General features: G+C 45.4%; 16 protein-coding genes and 1 tRNA gene. 14 read left to right on the top strand and 3 right to left on the bottom strand.

Features of this window, described 5'->3' with window-relative positions:
• Positions 1–79: 79 nt before the first annotated feature.
• From ABYU67_RS10690 to ABYU67_RS10635, 12 genes are all read left to right on the top strand, one after another.
• Complete coding sequence (locus tag ABYU67_RS10690) at positions 80–1,315, top strand: NADH:ubiquinone reductase (Na(+)-transporting) subunit B (RefSeq protein WP_372845025.1); 1,236 nt, start codon at positions 80–82, stop codon at positions 1,313–1,315.
• Positions 1,296–2,228, top strand: coding sequence for a Na(+)-translocating NADH-quinone reductase subunit C (locus ABYU67_RS10685; RefSeq protein WP_372845023.1), 933 nt, complete (start codon positions 1,296–1,298; stop codon positions 2,226–2,228). Before ABYU67_RS10690 ends, ABYU67_RS10685 begins: the two co-directional genes overlap by 20 nt.
• 1 nt (position 2,229) lies before the next feature.
• Entirely contained in the window at positions 2,230–2,901 is a 672-nt protein-coding gene (locus ABYU67_RS10680; protein ID WP_372845021.1) for an NADH:ubiquinone reductase (Na(+)-transporting) subunit D, read from the top strand.
• A complete protein-coding gene (gene nqrE / locus ABYU67_RS10675) occupies positions 2,901–3,509 on the top strand; it encodes an NADH:ubiquinone reductase (Na(+)-transporting) subunit E (protein WP_183619198.1) in 609 nt (202 codons plus the stop codon). The genes ABYU67_RS10680 and nqrE overlap by 1 nt, the downstream gene beginning before the upstream one ends.
• Positions 3,510–3,632: 123 nt before the next feature.
• On the top strand, positions 3,633–4,868 hold the full coding sequence (gene nqrF / locus ABYU67_RS10670; RefSeq protein ID WP_372845019.1) for an NADH:ubiquinone reductase (Na(+)-transporting) subunit F: 1,236 nt from the start codon (positions 3,633–3,635) through the stop codon (positions 4,866–4,868).
• A 297-nt stretch (positions 4,869–5,165) separates the two neighbouring features.
• On the top strand, positions 5,166–6,314 hold the full coding sequence (locus ABYU67_RS10665; RefSeq protein ID WP_372845017.1) for an FAD:protein FMN transferase: 1,149 nt from the start codon (positions 5,166–5,168) through the stop codon (positions 6,312–6,314).
• 173 nt (positions 6,315–6,487) lie between these two features.
• Complete coding sequence (nqrM, locus tag ABYU67_RS10660; RefSeq protein WP_372845016.1) at positions 6,488–6,733, top strand: (Na+)-NQR maturation NqrM; 246 nt, start codon at positions 6,488–6,490, stop codon at positions 6,731–6,733.
• A 323-nt stretch (positions 6,734–7,056) separates the two neighbouring features.
• Positions 7,057–8,325: a CynX/NimT family MFS transporter gene (locus tag ABYU67_RS10655; protein ID WP_372845014.1), complete on the top strand. Its 1,269-nt coding sequence runs from the start codon at positions 7,057–7,059 to the stop codon at positions 8,323–8,325.
• A 90-nt stretch (positions 8,326–8,415) separates the two neighbouring features.
• On the top strand, positions 8,416–9,240 hold the full coding sequence (locus ABYU67_RS10650) for an arylesterase (protein ID WP_372845012.1): 825 nt from the start codon (positions 8,416–8,418) through the stop codon (positions 9,238–9,240).
• Positions 9,237–9,941, top strand: coding sequence for an ABC transporter ATP-binding protein (locus tag ABYU67_RS10645; protein ID WP_372845010.1), 705 nt, complete (start codon positions 9,237–9,239; stop codon positions 9,939–9,941). Before ABYU67_RS10650 ends, ABYU67_RS10645 begins: the two co-directional genes overlap by 4 nt.
• Positions 9,919–12,540, top strand: coding sequence for an ABC transporter permease (locus tag ABYU67_RS10640; protein ID WP_372845008.1), 2,622 nt, complete (start codon positions 9,919–9,921; stop codon positions 12,538–12,540). Before ABYU67_RS10645 ends, ABYU67_RS10640 begins: the two co-directional genes overlap by 23 nt.
• A gap of 207 nt (positions 12,541–12,747) precedes the next feature.
• Positions 12,748–14,064: a valine--pyruvate transaminase gene (locus ABYU67_RS10635; RefSeq protein WP_372845006.1), complete on the top strand. Its 1,317-nt coding sequence runs from the start codon at positions 12,748–12,750 to the stop codon at positions 14,062–14,064.
• 63 nt (positions 14,065–14,127) lie between these two features.
• Here ABYU67_RS10635 and ABYU67_RS10630 read toward each other — a convergent pair whose 3' ends face one another.
• The 3 genes from ABYU67_RS10630 to hisB form a co-directional block, all read right to left on the bottom strand.
• A complete protein-coding gene (locus tag ABYU67_RS10630; protein WP_372845004.1) occupies positions 14,128–14,502 on the bottom strand; it encodes a hypothetical protein in 375 nt (124 codons plus the stop codon).
• Positions 14,503–14,641: 139 nt separating this feature from the next.
• On the bottom strand, positions 14,642–15,286 hold the full coding sequence (gene hisH, locus ABYU67_RS10625) for an imidazole glycerol phosphate synthase subunit HisH (RefSeq protein WP_372845002.1): 645 nt from the start codon (positions 15,284–15,286) through the stop codon (positions 14,642–14,644).
• Positions 15,287–15,961, bottom strand: a complete 675-nt coding sequence (gene hisB, locus ABYU67_RS10620; protein WP_372845000.1) for an imidazoleglycerol-phosphate dehydratase HisB — start codon at positions 15,959–15,961, stop codon at positions 15,287–15,289.
• Positions 15,962–16,290: 329 nt separating this feature from the next.
• Here hisB and ABYU67_RS10615 point away from each other — a divergent pair, with 329 nt between their 5' ends.
• Together ABYU67_RS10615 and ABYU67_RS10610 are read left to right on the top strand one after the other, a co-directional pair.
• Entirely contained in the window at positions 16,291–16,713 is a 423-nt protein-coding gene (locus tag ABYU67_RS10615) for a hypothetical protein (RefSeq protein WP_372844998.1), read from the top strand.
• Between the two features lie 122 nt (positions 16,714–16,835).
• Positions 16,836–16,911 (top strand) — tRNA-Phe (locus tag ABYU67_RS10610).
• The last annotated feature ends 17 nt before the right edge of the window (positions 16,912–16,928 follow it).

Raw genomic sequence — 16,928 nt, 5'->3', positions numbered from 1 at the left:
TCGTATCTCCTGGCAAATATGAATTCGGCGATATTTTGCGTGATAACTTAACGCGCATTGAGCTGGAGGGCTAACCACGATGAAATTTTTACACAATATGTTCGATCGTATGGAGCCGTCTTTCACCAAGGGTGGCAAACATGCAAAATACTATGCCATCTTTGAGATGTTTGATACGTTTTTACGTCAACCCGGCACAACCACATACGCCTCATCCCATGTACGCGACGGTATTGACCTTAAGCGTATTATGATTACCGTCTGGTTATGTACTTTCCCTGCGATGTTTTGGGGTATGTACAATATCGGTCATCAAGCATTGACTGCGATTGCAACCCTTGGCTTGCAGCCTGAAGGCTGGCGTACCATTATTACCAGTATGGCAGGCTACAACCCAGACAGTATCTGGGCAAGCTTTGTCTATGGTGCTATGCAGTTTTTGCCTATTTATCTCGTAACATTTGCGGTAGGTATTCTCTGTGAGATTATCTTTGCTGTGGTGCGCGGCCATGAAGTTAACGAAGGTTTCTTTGTGACCTCTGTCCTGTTTGCACTAACGCTACCACCAGATATCCCTTTATGGCAGGTTGCCTTAGGTATTATCTTTGGTGTGGTTGTAGCAAAAGAAGTGTTCGGCGGTACGGGTAAAAACTTCCTTAACCCTGCTCTATCGGGTCGTGCCTTCTTATACTTTGCTTATCCGGCTTATATGTCAGGCGACTCAATATGGACTGCGGTTGATGGTTTCTCGGGTGCAACGCCACTTGGTCTTGCTGCCCTTGGCGTGCTCCCACAAGACTTCGTCGATGTTTATGGCAATGCCATTACCTGGAGTGATGCATTCTTAGGCAATATGCAAGGTAGTATCGGTGAAGTATCAACATTAGCTATCCTAATGGGTGCGGCGGTCTTACTTTGGACGCGCATTGCTTCATGGCGCATTATGGCAGGTTGTGTGGTTGGTCTGATTGCCACCTCCCTTGTCTTTAATATGATCGGCTCTGAAGATAATATGATGATGAGCTTGCCGTTTTACTGGCATCTGGTCATCGGTGGTTTTGCCTTTGGTGCGGTATTTATGGCAACTGATCCTGTATCTGCTGCGCATACCAATAAAGGACGCTGGGCTTATGGTATCTTGATTGGTTTTATGACCGTATTGATTCGCGTCATCAACCCAGCTTTCCCAGAAGGCATCATGCTAGCCATTCTATTTGCTAACTTATTTGCGCCATTGTTTGACTATTTTGTCACGCAAGCGAATATCAAACGCCAAACTGCTCGGAGGGTTCGCTATGTCCAAGCCCAAAAGTAATAACGCAAAAACCATCAGTGTGGCATTGACGCTATGCTTGGTGTGCTCGGTATTGGTCTCAGCTGCAGCTGTTGGTCTAAAGCCTGCGCAAGTAGAAAACGCGCGCTTAGACCGTAACAAGAATATCTTGGTTGCCGCTGGTATGTTTGACCCGGCATCCGACACCAATGAAGATGTGGCGGAGCGTTTTAAAGATTTTGAGGTAAAAATCGTTGACCTTAATAAAGGCAACTACCTCGATGATGACGCGCTGAGCGCTGCTGGCATCCCTGATCGTAATGCTTACGATGCCAGTCAAGCAGCTAAGAACAAAGCCCTAAGTGAAGACTTAGGCAGTAATGATCCTGCTGGTATCGGTCGTAAGCCTAAATATGCCAAAGTCTATGTCAAAAGTGATGACGCTGGTAAACCTGAAATGGTGGTTCTGCCGATTCAAGGCTACGGTCTCTGGGGTACGATTTATGGTTTCTTAACGCTTGAGAGTGACATGAATACCATTAAAGGTATCAGTTTTTATGAGCATAAAGAAACTCCGGGTCTAGGCGCTCGTATCGAGGAGCCAGAGTGGCGCGCCATGTGGAGCGGCATTCACTCTTATGACGAAAACGGCGCTGTGGCAACTGGTGTAACCAAAGCCGGTAATCCAAAAGACAACTGGGTCGATGGTATCAGTGGTGCAACCTTAACTGGTCGCGGCGTTAGTAACATGATTCAGTTTTGGCTTGGCGAGCAAGGTTATAAGCCGTACTTAGACCAGCTGCGTAAAGAGAGCGGTCAAACACTGGCAGATGTTGATGTAAAGGCCATTCAAAGCCCGTATAAAAAACTGGGTCAAAACCTACACCAACAGCAGGCGCACCCCGTAACCGAACTGGTCGCAGTCGTACCAGCAGCAAACGGCAAGGAGGCATAACATGGCTGATACAAAAGGTATTTTAACCTCGCCTATTTTTGATAATAACCCGATTGCCCTACAGATCTTAGGTATCTGTTCTGCGCTTGCGGTAACGACTAGCGTAGCAAATGCGTTGGTAATGAGTGTGGCGTTGACCTTGGTCACCGCATTTTCGAGCTTTTTTATCTCTATTATCCGTAAGCAAATCCCATCAAGCATTCGTATTATCGTACAGATGACGATTATTGCGTCATTGGTTATCTTAGTTGATCAGATCCTAAAAGCAGTCGCCTATGATGTCAGTAAAGGCTTATCAGTATTCGTTGGTTTGATTATTACTAACTGTATCGTGATGGGCCGTGCTGAAGCATTTGCGATGAGCAACCCACCAGTACCAAGCTTTTTGGATGGTATCGGTAACGGTCTAGGCTATTCGGCAGTATTGCTATTTGTCGCCAGTATCCGTGAGCTTTTGGGCGCAGGCAGCTGGTTTGGCATGACTATTTTGCAAACCGCGACCGATGGTGGCTGGTACGTACCAAATGGTCTATTGCTACTACCACCGTCAGCGTTCTTTATTATCGCCCTGTTTATCGTGATTATCCGTACATGGAAACCTGATCAGGTCGAAGACGCTGAATTTGTAATGAAGCCGCAGTCTAAAGGCATGGCACAAGGGGGCGGTCACTAATGGGACATTATGTCAGTTTATTTATAACCTCGGTCTTTATCGAGAATATGGCGCTGGCCTACTTCTTAGGCATGTGTACTTTTTTGGCAGTATCGAAAAAGGTTTCAACCGCTATCGGTCTTGGTGTGGCAGTTATCGTTGTAATGGCGATTACCGTACCGCTAAATAACCTACTGTTTCAGTTCATCCTAAAAGATGGTGCGCTGGCATGGGCAGGTTTCCCAGATATCGATTTAAGCTTTTTGGGTCTACTCAGTTATATCGGTTTGATTGCTGCGACAGTACAGATTCTAGAGATGTTCTTGGATAAGTTCGTCCCAAGTCTGTATAACGCCCTAGGGGTATTCTTACCGCTGATCACTGTGAACTGTGCCATCTTAGGTGGCGTGCTATTTATGGTTGAGCGTGACTATAATTTTAGTGAGTCAGTTGTCTATGGCGTCGGCGCAGGCTTTGGTTGGGCATTGGCGATTACCGCCTTGGCGGGTATCCGTGAAAAGCTAAAATACTCAGACATTCCAGCGCCGCTGCGTGGTCTTGGTATTACCTTTGTCACGGTTGGTCTGATGTCACTTGGCTTTATGTCGTTTGGCGGTATGTCAATTTAAACCGCTACGCTTAAAAGCCTATTTAGCGATTTGACCTATTTAATTCATTTATTCGGTAGGGGTTCAGGAAACACGCAATGACGTCTTTTCGCTCCCCTACTCCATAGATTAAGGATACCTACCATGGATTACGCTACGGCGATTGGTGGCGTTGCTATGTTTACCTTGATCATCATGGGTCTCGTTGCCATTATTTTGGCGGCGCGCTCACGACTGGTCAGTTCAGGCGATGTTACTATCCATATCAATGATAATCCCGAGAACGACGTTGTAACACCTGCAGGCGGCAAACTGCTACAAACACTGGCGAGCGAAGGTATTTTCTTATCTTCAGCTTGCGGTGGCGGTGGTACCTGTGCGCAGTGTCGTTGCCGCGTTATTGAAGGGGGCGGATCTATCCTGCCCACCGAAGAAGGGTACTTTACCCAAGGTGAAATCCGTAACCACATGCGCTTAGCTTGTCAGGTTGCGGTCAAGCAAGACATGAAAATCGAGATTGACCCTGAATTCTTTGATGTACAAAAGTGGGAATGTGAGGTTATCTCTAACGATAACGTTGCTACCTTTATTAAAGAGTTGGTGCTTAAAATTCCAGAAGGCGAAGAAGTAAACTTCCGCGCTGGTGGTTATGTACAGTTAGAAGCGCCGCCGCATGAAGTGCATTATAAAGACTTTGTGGTTGACGAAGAGTATCGTGAAGATTGGGAAAAATTTGGTATCTTCAACTATGTATCAAAAGTTGATGAACCGGTTATTCGTGCTTACTCGATGGCCAACTATCCTGAAGAAAAAGGCCTGATCAAGTTTAATATCCGTATCGCAAGTCCACCGCCACGTGGTCCTGACGGTATTCCACCAGGCAAAATGTCCTCTTGGGTATTTAGCCTCGTCCCTGGCGATAAAGTCACGGTTTCTGGTCCTTATGGTGAATTCTTTGCCAAAAAGACAGACGCTGAGATGATTTTCGTCGGTGGTGGTGCAGGTATGGCGCCGATGCGCTCACATATCTTCGATCAGCTAAAACGCTTGAACTCTAACCGTAAAATCAGTTTCTGGTATGGTGCGCGCTCTATTCGTGAGATGTTCTACGTTGAAGATTATGATCAACTAGAAAAAGAGTTTGATAACTTTGAGTGGCATGTGGCGTTGTCTGATCCACTACCAGAAGACAATTGGGAAGGTCCAACCGGCTTTATCCATAATGTCTTACTTGAAAACTATCTAAAAGACCATCCAAACCCAGAAGACTGTGAGTTCTACATGTGTGGGCCACCGATGATGAATGCGGCGGTCATCGACATGCTACACAGCTTGGGCGTGGAAGATGAAAACATCATGCTTGATGACTTCGGTGGTTAAGCAAAGAAAATCTATTTAAAGTGATAAATAAAAAAGAGTCTCAATTGAGGCTCTTTTTTTGGTTTTGACTATCGGCACTTCTTACCTGACAAGACTAGCAATATAAGCAGTACCACCATAAGCAGTGTCGCCATAAGCAGTGTCGCCGCTTTTTTGAGGTATAGCTACTATAGATATTAAGTAGCCAGATGTATTTTAAAATGTCTGAGGCTGACCATTGGCGTTATAGGTGGCAAGGGGTGTAAAATAGGTAATGCCTCATTTACCCCTTCGTTCTATCAAGCTGTGATAACTCCTATGAAAAACCCAAGTATACAAAAACCAACCCCATTCCCACCTTCTATAAAAGCGATAAATATCACCCTCCTACCTATTATTGCTATAAGCGCTGGGCTAGGAATGAGCGCTTGCCAGCAAAAGAGCAATTATAACAATCTGAGCGGTGAGACCATGGGGACCAGCTACCATATTAGCTATCAGTTGCCAAAAGGCGCGGATGAAGTGGCTATACAAGCAGACATCGATAAGCGTTTACAAGATATCAATAACAGTATGTCTACGTATCAAGCGGACTCTATCATCTCTACCTTTAATCAAGCAGATAAAGATACTCCTATTACCATTGATGAAGATTTTAATCATGTATTAGCAGCTTCGAGACAAGTCTATCAGCTATCGGGCGGTGCCTTTGACCCTACAGTAATGCCGCTCATCGATACATGGGGTTTTGGTAGCACCATGACCGTTGAGCGTTTACAAAGTCCACCGACGGCGCTTGAGATTGCACAAGCGAAAGCCTTGGTCGACTTTGACAGTGTTATACAAAAAGATAAGACCATTTATAAAACCAAAGAGGGCGTTGGGCTTGATTTTTCTGCTGTTGCCAAAGGCTATGGCGTTGATGTCATTGCTGATGTGCTAAAAAATAACTATCAAATTCGCAACTATATGGTCGAGATTGGCGGTGAGGTGGCAACCGCTGGCGTCAGTGCCCAGCAGCAGCCGTGGCAAATTGCAATTGATGCGCCGATCGAGGGTAGTACCGTCAGCGAGCGTCAAAGTATGGCGGTAATCCGCCAACCGATCAATAATGGCAACACCATGCATTTGGCAACCTCTGGCAACTATCGCAACTCTGTCGTCTTTGATGGTAAGCATTATAGTCATACCATTGACCCGACCACAGGAGAGCCTATCGTAGGTGGTGCGCCATCAGTGACGGTCGCAGCAGAGTCGGTCGCGCTGGCTGATGCTTGGGCAACTGCCTTAACAGCAATGCCTTATAAAAAAGCATTAAGCGTCGCTAAGGAGCAAAACATAGCGGCATTGTTTGTTGTATTGGCAGAGGGCGTGAGCGTAGAGGCAGCTGCGGACAGCATTGATGATTGGCAGGTGGTACAAACACCTGCTATGCAAGCATTACGTGCCGATAAAAAACCGAGCTGAATCTAAAATCACTAAATAAGAGTACTGACAAGAACGCTGATAAAAGCAATTGCGCGCTTATTCTTAGATTTTTACTAAACTAACAAGCTCAAACGGGCAAGGCAAATTTTTGCTATACTAGCAATATGTTATCACGCAGATAACAGTCCCATTTTTAATGTGAGGTCTCCTCTATGCTTAGCCAACTGCTTCCTATGCTTATCGTCACCTTTACCGTCTTTATGCTGTTTTTTGTATTTATGGGTATCGGTTATATGGTCAAAAAAAAGCCGCTTAGAGGGTCTTGTGGCGGTGTTGCCAAATTGATGGGTGATGAAAACTGCTCATTCTGTGGTAATGATCCCAATAAGTGTGATTCACTAATCGCAGAACAACAAGAGCATGCTCTAAAAGCCGCTCAATTGGGCAAGTCGGTATAAATACTCAGTTTGTTACCATACGCTGGTAGTATTTAGCCGTCATTTGTTCTTATAATAGCGTCAGACCTTATAAAAAAAGGGCTGGCGCTATTTTTATGGTGCAGCGTTATTGCTCCACATCACTATTCATATCTACTCATACTGCCTTAGCCGTTAAGGCAGCAGGGTCATATGACTGGCTTTCTGCCGATATGTCGACATTCTGTTGTTTGTCTCACTCATCTTCTTCGTGAGATTTTTCTGGTGTTATTTTGCAAGCGACGACTCTTCGGCGCTGTTTAATAACGTGTCCTTTTTCTTATGCTAATAATAGTCGTGCTGCTATGTCTACCTCTCTTAATGGGCAAAATGAATTGCCTTTACAGTCTCAGACGGATACTCCTGCACCGTTTCAGCTACCCTCTTCGCGCTTTACCTTTTGGCTCGTCTTATGTGCCATGATTCTATTGGCGACCAATATGCGCGCGCCTATCGTTGCACTTGGTTCTATAGCACCGGTGGTTCAAGGGGCGCTCGATATCTCCGAAACTCAAATCGGCTGGCTTGGCGCAGTGCCGATGCTGACATTTGCACTTGGGGCGTTTATATCGCCAGCGATTGGTAAGCGTTTTGGGCTTGAAAACACTTTAATTGCCATGATTAGTCTCTTAACCGTGGGCATGATTATTCGCAGCATTATTCCCACTTGGATAGGCTTTCTATGTGGCACCTTACTGCTGACATTGGCGATCGGTTTTGCCAACACCCTTGCAGCACCAGTGATTAAGCAGCGCACGCCCAACCATATCCCTCTTATTACAGGATTATTCAGTCTGACCATGACGGTGTCAGCAGGGATTGTCGCGGGCGTGGTCTTGCCATTATCAGAGCACGTAGGTTGGCAATGGGCGCTTGGTGGTTGGTCGATTTTGGGCGTATTTGCCATCGTTATCTGGGTCTTCCTACGACTGCGTTTGGGCTCGTCGAGCGATCAGATTATTCCTATCGCTACTCAAGGTTCCTCCGATATTTCTATGTGGCGCACCGGCTTTGCTTGGCAAATTGCGGTATTTATGGGCTTACAATCGCTACTTTTTTATACTGCTGCCAGTTTTTTACCATCGATTTGGCTCAGTAAAGGTTTGTCAGCGGTCAATGCGGGGCAGATGAACTCGGTGTTCCAATTTATGGCACCTATAGCGATCTTAAGCTTAACTTGGCTTATCAATCGTGGACGACCTATTCAGGCACTGGCGGTATTTGCAGCCGTTTTAAATGTGATTGGTATCTTAGGGGTCAGCTACTTATCTGTAGATTTGGCATGGTTATGGTCGGCGCTTATGGGCATTGGGTGTTCAGCGATTTTTACCTTGAGTATGATGCTGTTCTCGATGCGTACTTATACCGCCAATCAATCAAGTGAGCTGTCAGGTATGGCGCAAGCGGTCGGGTATTTGATTGCGTTTTTTGGTCCATTGGGGACTGGTTGGTTACATGAAGCAACAGACAGTTGGGATTTGCCTTTATTGATTATGCTGATATTAATGGTAGTAAACGTAGGATTTGCTTGGCTGGTCAGCCGTCCGGTGATGGTCGATGGCAAGCGGATTTAGTTTTTATCACAAATCGATTAACTTTTGCACCATATTGCTGCTTATCTGATTCTGCTAGACTGATGCCATCGCCTATAGGACAGCAGAATTATGATAAACAGACTTTCTCGCTTACCGCAGCACTTGATTACGGTCGCTGTCTTGACCGTCGCAATCGCAATCAGCGGTTGTCAAAAAACGCCTGAGGCTGGTAATACTCAGACGGATACTGATATTCAAGCCAGTACTCAAAACAATACTCAGAACAGCAATCAAACTTCCAATACTCAACTGTCTCAAACCACAGCCACAAAGAGCCCTGCTGAACAACAAGCGCCTTTGACCATATTGGCATTGGGTGATTCGTTAACCGAAGGGCTTGGCGTTGATAATGATGACAACTACCCCGCTCAATTACAAACACGCTTGCAAGAACTTGGCTATAAAGATGTAAAAGTCATCAATTCAGGATTGAGCGGCGAGACCAGTACCGGTTTGGTCAATCGCTTGGATTGGGTATTACAGACCAAACCTGATATCACTATTTTGACCATTGGTGCTAATGATGCTATTCGTGGTATTGATGTCGCGACGGTTGAAGAAAACATTCGTACTGCCGTAAAGCGCTTACAGGACAATGGCAGCGTGGTTATCTTGGGCGGTATGCAGATCTATGACAACCTTGGCTCTGATTATGTAAAATCCTTTGCCGCGATATATCCAAGAGTGGCAAAAGACATGAATGTGACGCTTATCCCGTTCTTTTTAGACGGTGTCGGCGGCGACCCTAAGCTCAATCAGGCTGATGCCATTCATCCGACCAAAGAAGGTTATACGCTGATTGTTAATGACAATATCTTACCGATATTACAGCCTGAGCTTAAAAAAATAAACTCATCAAATGTGACCAATACGCCTACTGAGACTGTCCAATGACATCAGCATTACCGACCTCGCAAGCCGCGCTGCTTACTGCCACCAAGCTCAATAAGACCGTACGTATTGGTGATCAGTCCTTATCTATCATCAAAGACGTCGATATTCATGTGAATGCTGGCGAGTTTGTGGTGATCATGGGTAAATCTGGCTCTGGCAAATCTACTTTACTCGGTTTATTAGCGGCATTAGATTATCCTGATAGCGGCGACGTCGAGCTGGCAGGTCAAACGTTAAGCCGATTAGATGAAGATGCCTTGGCAGTTATTCGTCAGCGCGATATGGGTTTTGTCTTTCAATCCTTTCATCTACTACCAACGCTAACTGTTGCTGAAAACATCGCTTTTCCATTGGACATTGCCCGTCGCCCAGATGCAGCGCGCGTCGATGAGTTGATTGCGGCAGTTGATTTGGTTCATCGGCGTCATAGCTTGCCAAACCAGCTATCAGGCGGTGAGCAGCAGCGTACAGCGGTTGCACGCGCATTGGTATCACGCCCAAAAATTGTCTTTGCCGATGAGCCAACTGGCAATTTAGATGAACAAAATGCCAATCAAGTCATGCAGCTGTTACTGGATTTGCGTCAGAAAACCGGCTCAGCGTTGGTGGTGGTCACCCATGATTCAGCACTTGCTGATATGGCAGATCGCGTTATCACCATGCATGATGGTATGATAGATGGATCGAAACTCAATGGATAACATGGATAATGAGTCGAATTATTCGAGTGGCATCATAAGCCAACTATTTAATCGTCTGCTAATTTCGAAAAGCTTGGGCGCGCAAGCTCTCAGCCGTAGCTGGTGGCAGCGCTGGATATATCCAGTATTATTTTTACTGACTTTGACGCTGTCACTTGCGACCTACCTCACCCTTGATTCTATTCAGCAGTCAGTTGACACCTATATCAATGACAATCAGCGTGCTTTGGTCGGTGGTGATTTAATCTTAAACAGTAAGCAAGATTGGCCAAGCGAAGTATTAACGCAAGTTGATACCCTTGCCGACACGCAAACGGTTTTTGACTATCAGTTTAGCGCGATGGTCATCACCGATGAGCAGACTTTGCTTGCCAGCATAAAAGCGGTTTCCCAATCCTACCCATTATATGGTGAGGTCGAACTTGCATCAGGACAGCCCTTATGGCAGCAGCTTACCGCCAATAATGTGGTGGTTGCCCCTGAAGTCCTCAAAAGTTTAAGCGCTGATATTGGTGACCAGATTACTATTGGTGATGCGCAGTTTACGATCAGTGATGTATTAACAAAAGAACCTGATCGTCCGCTAAGCGCCTTTGGCTTCGGTGGGCGTATTTTGATGCCCCAGCAGGCGTTAGAGGCAACCAATCTATTGGGGCAGCGTAGCCGTATCAATTACCGCATTGAGCTGGCAGGTAATGCAGAATTGATGGCAACTCAGCGCGATAAACTGACGCAAATATTGACCAATTATCCTGATATCGAGATCTCTGATGCAGAATCTGCGGATACTTCGGTGTCGCGCATCTCTGATAATGTCTTGATGTTTTTAAAGCTTTTGGTCATTGCCGTATTGTTATTGTCCGCAGTGGCTATGTATGGCGTCATCACCGCCTTTGTGACCAAACAGCAGTCGAGCAATGCGATACGTTTGGCACTGGGTGAGCCGCTCAAATCATTAAAACGCAGCTACTATCAGCTTCTTATTATCACTGCCGTTATCGCTTGTATCGCAGCGACTTTAGTCAGCTTTGGCTTACTCAACGTCGGTCAGCCTTATCTTGTGGCTATCTTGCCAGCTGACGTCAGCTTGGCGATCAATCCTATCAGTGCTGTTAAAACCACCATCATAGCCTTAGTACTTACGCTGCTTATCGCCCAGCGCGGCTTAAGCACATTGAACACCACCAAACCTGCTACCTTGCTCAATCAAGGTGCAAGCTCAGCGGTGCAACACCTGCCCTGGTATAAACGCTTACCGTTAGCTTGGTATGGGTTAATGCTTGCTGGTCTATATGTGTTTTTTGCTTATGAAGTAGGCGGATGGCTATTTGGTGCGCAGTTATTAATCGGGTTAATTGGCTTTGTGAGTATATTTTGGCTATTAGCACGCGGCTGGCTGTGGTTATTGGCACGTATCGCCAGTAACACAAAAATCGGCTGGATGCAGCGTGTTGCGATTCATAACCTTGCGCGTAAGGGCAACCAATCGGCATTGTTTTTCGTCACCTTAGCATTATCGGTGGCGGTACTGACCCTCATCACAACGCTCAATCACAGTATCAATGCCCAGTTTATTAACGCTTATCCTGAAGATGCACCCAATCTATTTTTGTTAGATATTCAAAGCGATCAGCATGATGAGATTGATAGCATTATTGACGCACCAGTGAGCTATTACCCTGTTATACGCGCTCGAGTAGTGACTGCCAATAATATACCGGTACAAGATATCGAGCCTGCTGATGGTTTTGATGATCCTGCGCGTGTCTTTAATCTTAGCTATGCTGATACGGTGATGGACACTGAGTTTATTACAGATGCAATAGTAGACAATCAGCTGTATGCACCTATTAGCACGGAGAATAAAGACCCAGCGTCAACCGTTGCGCCCTTATCTATTTTGGATACTGCTGCCAGCTTACTGAATGTCGGTATGGGTGATGAGGTGCGCTTTAATATCCAAGGGATCGAGATCGTCGGGCAGATTACCAGTATCCGCTCGCGTTTCGAGCAAGGTCCTAGCCCTTATTTTTACTTTTTATTTGAGCCAGCGGTTCTCTCTGCTGCCCCGCAGATTCAATTTGCCACCGCTCACGTAAACGCTGAGGATATTCCAGACTTGCAAGGAAAAATGGTACGCCAGTTCCCTGCGGTGACGACGATAGACGGGACAGCCATCGCTCAGCAAATCCAAGAGCTTGTGGTACAAATGAGCCGCTTGGTCTATGTATTTACGCTACTTGCCTTACTGACTGGGGTTATGGTATTGATTAGCTCGTTATTATCCACCTCACAAGACCGTCTGCAAGAAAGCGCCTCATTTAGGCTGCTCGGTATGCAAAAGCGCGACTTGTATATGCTAAACATACTAGAGCTTGGGGTACTAGGCATCAGTGCCGCGACCTTTGCGGTGATTATCGCCAGCGTTGGGGCATGGGCTGCCCTCACCCAATGGTTTAATCTGCGCTTTAGTGTGCCGTGGGTAAGCCTGAGTATCGGTAGTATGGCGTTGATCGTATTGCTGTTTGCCATTGCTATTATTTATGTGAGACTGGTGATTGGACGCGGAATTATGGCAAGGGTACGGGCGATGATTTAATATTTCTTATTACCTATCAGCATTTACATAACTTAGGTTCGTTAGGTTAGCTTAAGCATGATTTAGCTTAAGCTAACCTATTTTTTAGTTTACTATTAACCTTTTTAAATTTTGCTATTTGCTATCCTTATTTCTAAATGATACATTCCATATCAATTTGTAAACATCCAATCCCTTTATAACCCTTTGAAACAGCATGGTAGCCTTATGAAATTCTCAAAGTTCGGTCAAAAATTTACCCAGCCCACTGGCATCTCACAATTGATGGATGATTTGGGCGATGCGCTAAAAAGCGATCAGCCTATCAATATGCTAGGCGGTGGTAACCCTGCCAAAATTGATGCTGTCAATGAGTTATTTTTGGAGACTTATAAAGCGCTTGGTGTTGATAATGATACGGGCGAAGCCAATAGTAGCGCAATTATTAGTATGGCAAATTACTCCAATCCGCAAGGGGATGCCGCCTTTATCGATGCCTTGGTTGGCTTTTTTAACCGTCATTATGACTGGAATCTCACCGCAGAAAACATCGCCCTGACAAATGGCTCACAGAATGCGTTTTTCTATCTGTTTAATCTATTCGGCGGCGCTTTCGCTAATGAAAAGAATGAATCTGTAGATAAGTCCATTCTACTGCCATTGACCCCTGAGTATATCGGCTATAGCGATGTGCATGTCGAAGGTCAGCATTTTGCCGCCGTGTTGCCGCATATCGATGAGGTGACGCATGATGGCGAAGAAGGCTTCTTTAAATATCGTGTGGATTTTGACGCTCTAGAGAATTTGCCAGCGCTAAAAGAAGGTCGTATCGGTGCGATTTGCTGTTCACGCCCGACCAATCCGACTGGCAACGTGCTGACCGATGAGGAGATGGCGCATTTATCCGAGCTTGCCAAGCGCTATGAGATACCGTTGATTATTGACAATGCCTACGGTATGCCCTTTCCCAATATCATCTATTCTGACGCGCACCTTACTTGGGATGACAATACCATTCTCTGCTTTAGTTTGTCTAAAATTGGTCTACCTGGTATGCGTACCGGTATTATCGTCGCAGCGCCAAAGGTTATTGCCGCTGTTAGTGCCATGAATGCGGTAGTAAACCTAGCGCCGACACGCTTTGGCGCAGCGATTGCCACGCCATTGGTGAACGATGACCGTATCAAACAGCTAGCTGATAATGAGATTAAGCCCTTTTATCAGCAGCAGGCGACTCTTGCCGTGAAGCTGTTAAAAAAAGCCTTGGGCGATTATCCATTAGCGATTCATAAGCCTGAAGGCGCGATATTCTTATGGTTATGGTTTAAAGACTTGCCAATTACGACCGCTGAGCTGTACGAGCGCCTCAAAGAAAAAGGCACGCTTATCGTGCCAAGTAAACACTTTTTTCCCGGTGTGGATGTGAGCAACTATCAGCATGCACATGAGTGTATCCGCATGAGTATCGCCGCTGATGAGCAAACGCTGATTGATGGTATTCGCGTGATTGGAGAAGTAGTGCGCGAGCTTTATGATAATAAGTAAGCTCGCCTAGATGGTTTATTTTATAAAAAAACCTTCTACGTGCCAGTATGTTACAACCGCTTATTATCGCTGTTTTAACATACTGGTCGGTTTAGTAACTGACTGAAAAATCTTCGTCCACATAGTAAGTCCATAAAGCACATACGACAGCATACAAGTATTGATAATATCGTGGATGCTGGCCATACGCTCTGCGCTTCCTATCCCCGCAAGACCTAACTCGGTAATGGTCTGACGATTATCCAGATACTCGCCCAATAAGGCGATGGCTGTCACCATAAGCACAGCGATAAACGCTCTGATACTGTATTTTTTGAAGATTGGACGCAGCAAAATGACGCTTAATAGATAAACACTGATGCCTACATAGATATGTAGGGCATCTTTTTCCAATCCTGTGGCACTCACGACGCCGTTTTTAAAGAGATAAAAGTCCACGATTTTATTCCGCGTATAAGAGATAAAAGACAGCTGAGTATAAATGAAAAACAACCAATTATAAATTTAGAATAAAAAAGGTAGATTGCGCATTTGCCAACCTACCTTAGCACTCAAGCAAATGTTTAATGTATGTGCTTTAAATATCCCAGTCTACAAAATTCTTTAAAAGCTGAAGACCTGCGGTATGGCTTTTTTCTGGATGGAACTGGGTAGCAAATAAATTGTCTTGCAAGATACTGGCACAAAACGGCTGACCATAATCACAAACAGCAGCCACTTGTGAGCTGTTAGCTGGCTCGCAGTAATAGCTGTGTACGAAGTAAAAATGTGCCTTATCTTCAATACCATTCCACAGCGGATGCGCCAAATCCATACCGTTAACAGTATTCCAGCCCATATGCGGCACTTTGATGGTCGCCCCTTGCTCATCTTTCCATGTCGGGTCAAACGCTTCTACATTGCCATCTAAGATGCCCAAGCATTTTGTACCACCATTCTCAGCGGACTGCTCAAACAACGCCTGCATGCCCACACAGATAGCCATAACAGGCTTATTAAATATCGCCTGTCGTATGACCTCGTCAATGCCTGCCTCCTGCATGCCAGCAATACAATCACGCATGGCACCGACGCCTGGGAAGAAAATCTTATCTGCTGCCGCAACGACTTTTGGGTCATTAGTGATAGAGACTTCTGCACCGACCGCTGACAATGCTTTGCTAGCTGAGTGCAAGTTACCCATACCATAATCTAATAGTGCAATTTTTGTGGCACGACTCATCTAAAACGCCTCTTTGGTCGATGGTAAGGTATTTAGCGCACGCTCATCGTATTCGCAAGCCATACGTAGCGCACGGGCAAAGGCTTTAAAGGTAGATTCAATTTGATGATGACTGTTTTTACCTTTTAGGTTGTCCAAATGCACGGTCATCCATGAATGATTTACAAATCCATAGAAAAATTCGCTAAACAAATCAACATCAAAAGTGCCGACATGCGAGCGCGTAAAGGGAATGTCCATATGCAGACCGGGACGACCTGATAAATCAACCACCGCGCGCGTTAACGACTCATCAAGTGGCGCGTAAAAATGCCCATAGCGACGGATGCCTTTTTTATCGCCCAATGCTTTATTGAATGCTTGACCGAGCGTGATGCCCGTATCTTCAACACTGTGGTGATCATCGATAAAGGTATCACCGGTACATTTGATGTCTAAGTCAAACAAACCATGACGCTTGATTTGGTCAATCATATGATCCAAAAACGGCACGCCTGTGTCTACCGTACCTTGACCCGTACCATCAAGATTGACCGTACAGGTTACTTGGGTCTCAGCCGTAATACGCTCAACAGTCGCGATACGTTCAGGGCGACCATGTAAGTTGCGGTTTTGCGTAGGGTGTTGCTCAGCTGTATCAGATGTATTGGCTGTCGTCGTTAAATTGGCGGTCATGGCTACTCTCTATTCATTAAAAGCGGTCAATAAATTAGGGCAAAAAAGCACCCAATAGCTGTTCATTAGCATCAAAATCATTTTATAACAGAAAAAACATATAAGGAGTGGCAGCGTTTATGTCGATTATCAAAGAGCAAACCCTTGGTTTGAGACTTTGCAAACAGTGCCTCCTTTCATCATAGCAAACCCTGCCATTTACTGCCATGACCAAGCAGTAAACCACGCACAAAATCCTCGCATTCTGCTAAAATAATCGCTTCAGTTTTATCAATCGTGACCTTGCTGATTCTATTATACCTTGCTGCATCAACTTATAGGAATTGAACATGCCTTTAGAAGCCATCGCTATCAATAGCTTGGATGCGCCACTCATCAAAAAGCCTGCTCGTGACAACGAATTAGCCGAGCGCTTGCAAGCCCTCTATGACACCGATGATAGCCAGCCTGATGGCGCTGAGGTATTGGCCATTATGGAGCAAGGGTTTAAACGTGGTCAAACGCTGTATGTTGGGATGTTTAATGACAAGCCTATCGCCGCGGTTGGCTGTTTTGATGATGGGCAAACCGATAGCAAACGCTTGCAGTATCTCACCGTACACCTACAAAATCGCGGCCGCGCGATTGATGCTAAATTTATCAAACTGGTCTATGATGCTGAAGTCAAAAAAGGTGTGCGAGCTTTTGTCCCAGCTGACCCTGATATTCATCGTATTATGAGCGACTATGAGCTACTGCGTGTAAAGGACTAAATGTAAGCTAAATGGACTTATTTTGATAAATCGTACATTATTTTTACCCTTTTATCACATATAATGCAAAAACTGCTTGACAGTAAGCGCTATATTTAGTTTAATAGCGCCTCAACGAAGACGGCTCGATAGCTCAGTCGGTAGAGCAACGGATTGAAAATCCGTGTGTCGGCAGTTCGAACCTGCCTCGAGCCACCATTCGTTTAAGAATTCTA

The sequence above is a fragment of the Psychrobacter sp. genome, assembly GCF_041554015.1.
GTDB lineage: Bacteria > Pseudomonadota > Gammaproteobacteria > Pseudomonadales > Moraxellaceae > Psychrobacter.
The sequence above is the reverse complement of the archived record's forward strand: the minus strand, read 5'-3'. Positions and strand labels throughout refer to the sequence as shown.

Excerpts from the sequence above, each read along its gene's own strand:
- ABYU67_RS10635 (WP_372845006.1), top strand. The coding sequence starts at position 12,748 with ATGAAATTCTCAAAGTTCGGTCAAAAATTTACCCAGCCCACTGGCATC.
- ABYU67_RS10685 (WP_372845023.1), top strand. The coding sequence starts at position 1,296 with ATGTCCAAGCCCAAAAGTAATAACGCAAAAACCATCAGTGTGGCATTG.
- ABYU67_RS10680 (WP_372845021.1), top strand. The coding sequence starts at position 2,230 with ATGGCTGATACAAAAGGTATTTTAACCTCGCCTATTTTTGATAATAAC.
- nqrF (WP_372845019.1), top strand. The coding sequence starts at position 3,633 with ATGGATTACGCTACGGCGATTGGTGGCGTTGCTATGTTTACCTTGATC.
- ABYU67_RS10655 (WP_372845014.1), top strand. The coding sequence starts at position 7,057 with ATGTCTACCTCTCTTAATGGGCAAAATGAATTGCCTTTACAGTCTCAG.
- hisH (WP_372845002.1), bottom strand. The coding sequence starts at position 15,286 with ATGAGTCGTGCCACAAAAATTGCACTATTAGATTATGGTATGGGTAAC.
- ABYU67_RS10640 (WP_372845008.1), top strand. The coding sequence starts at position 9,919 with ATGGATCGAAACTCAATGGATAACATGGATAATGAGTCGAATTATTCG.
- ABYU67_RS10615 (WP_372844998.1), top strand. The coding sequence starts at position 16,291 with ATGCCTTTAGAAGCCATCGCTATCAATAGCTTGGATGCGCCACTCATC.
- nqrE (WP_183619198.1), top strand. The coding sequence starts at position 2,901 with ATGGGACATTATGTCAGTTTATTTATAACCTCGGTCTTTATCGAGAAT.
- ABYU67_RS10665 (WP_372845017.1), top strand. The coding sequence starts at position 5,166 with ATGAAAAACCCAAGTATACAAAAACCAACCCCATTCCCACCTTCTATA.
- nqrM (WP_372845016.1), top strand. The coding sequence starts at position 6,488 with ATGCTTAGCCAACTGCTTCCTATGCTTATCGTCACCTTTACCGTCTTT.
- ABYU67_RS10690 (WP_372845025.1), top strand. The coding sequence starts at position 80 with ATGAAATTTTTACACAATATGTTCGATCGTATGGAGCCGTCTTTCACC.
- ABYU67_RS10645 (WP_372845010.1), top strand. The coding sequence starts at position 9,237 with ATGACATCAGCATTACCGACCTCGCAAGCCGCGCTGCTTACTGCCACC.
- ABYU67_RS10650 (WP_372845012.1), top strand. The coding sequence starts at position 8,416 with ATGATAAACAGACTTTCTCGCTTACCGCAGCACTTGATTACGGTCGCT.
- hisB (WP_372845000.1), bottom strand. The coding sequence starts at position 15,961 with ATGACCGCCAATTTAACGACGACAGCCAATACATCTGATACAGCTGAG.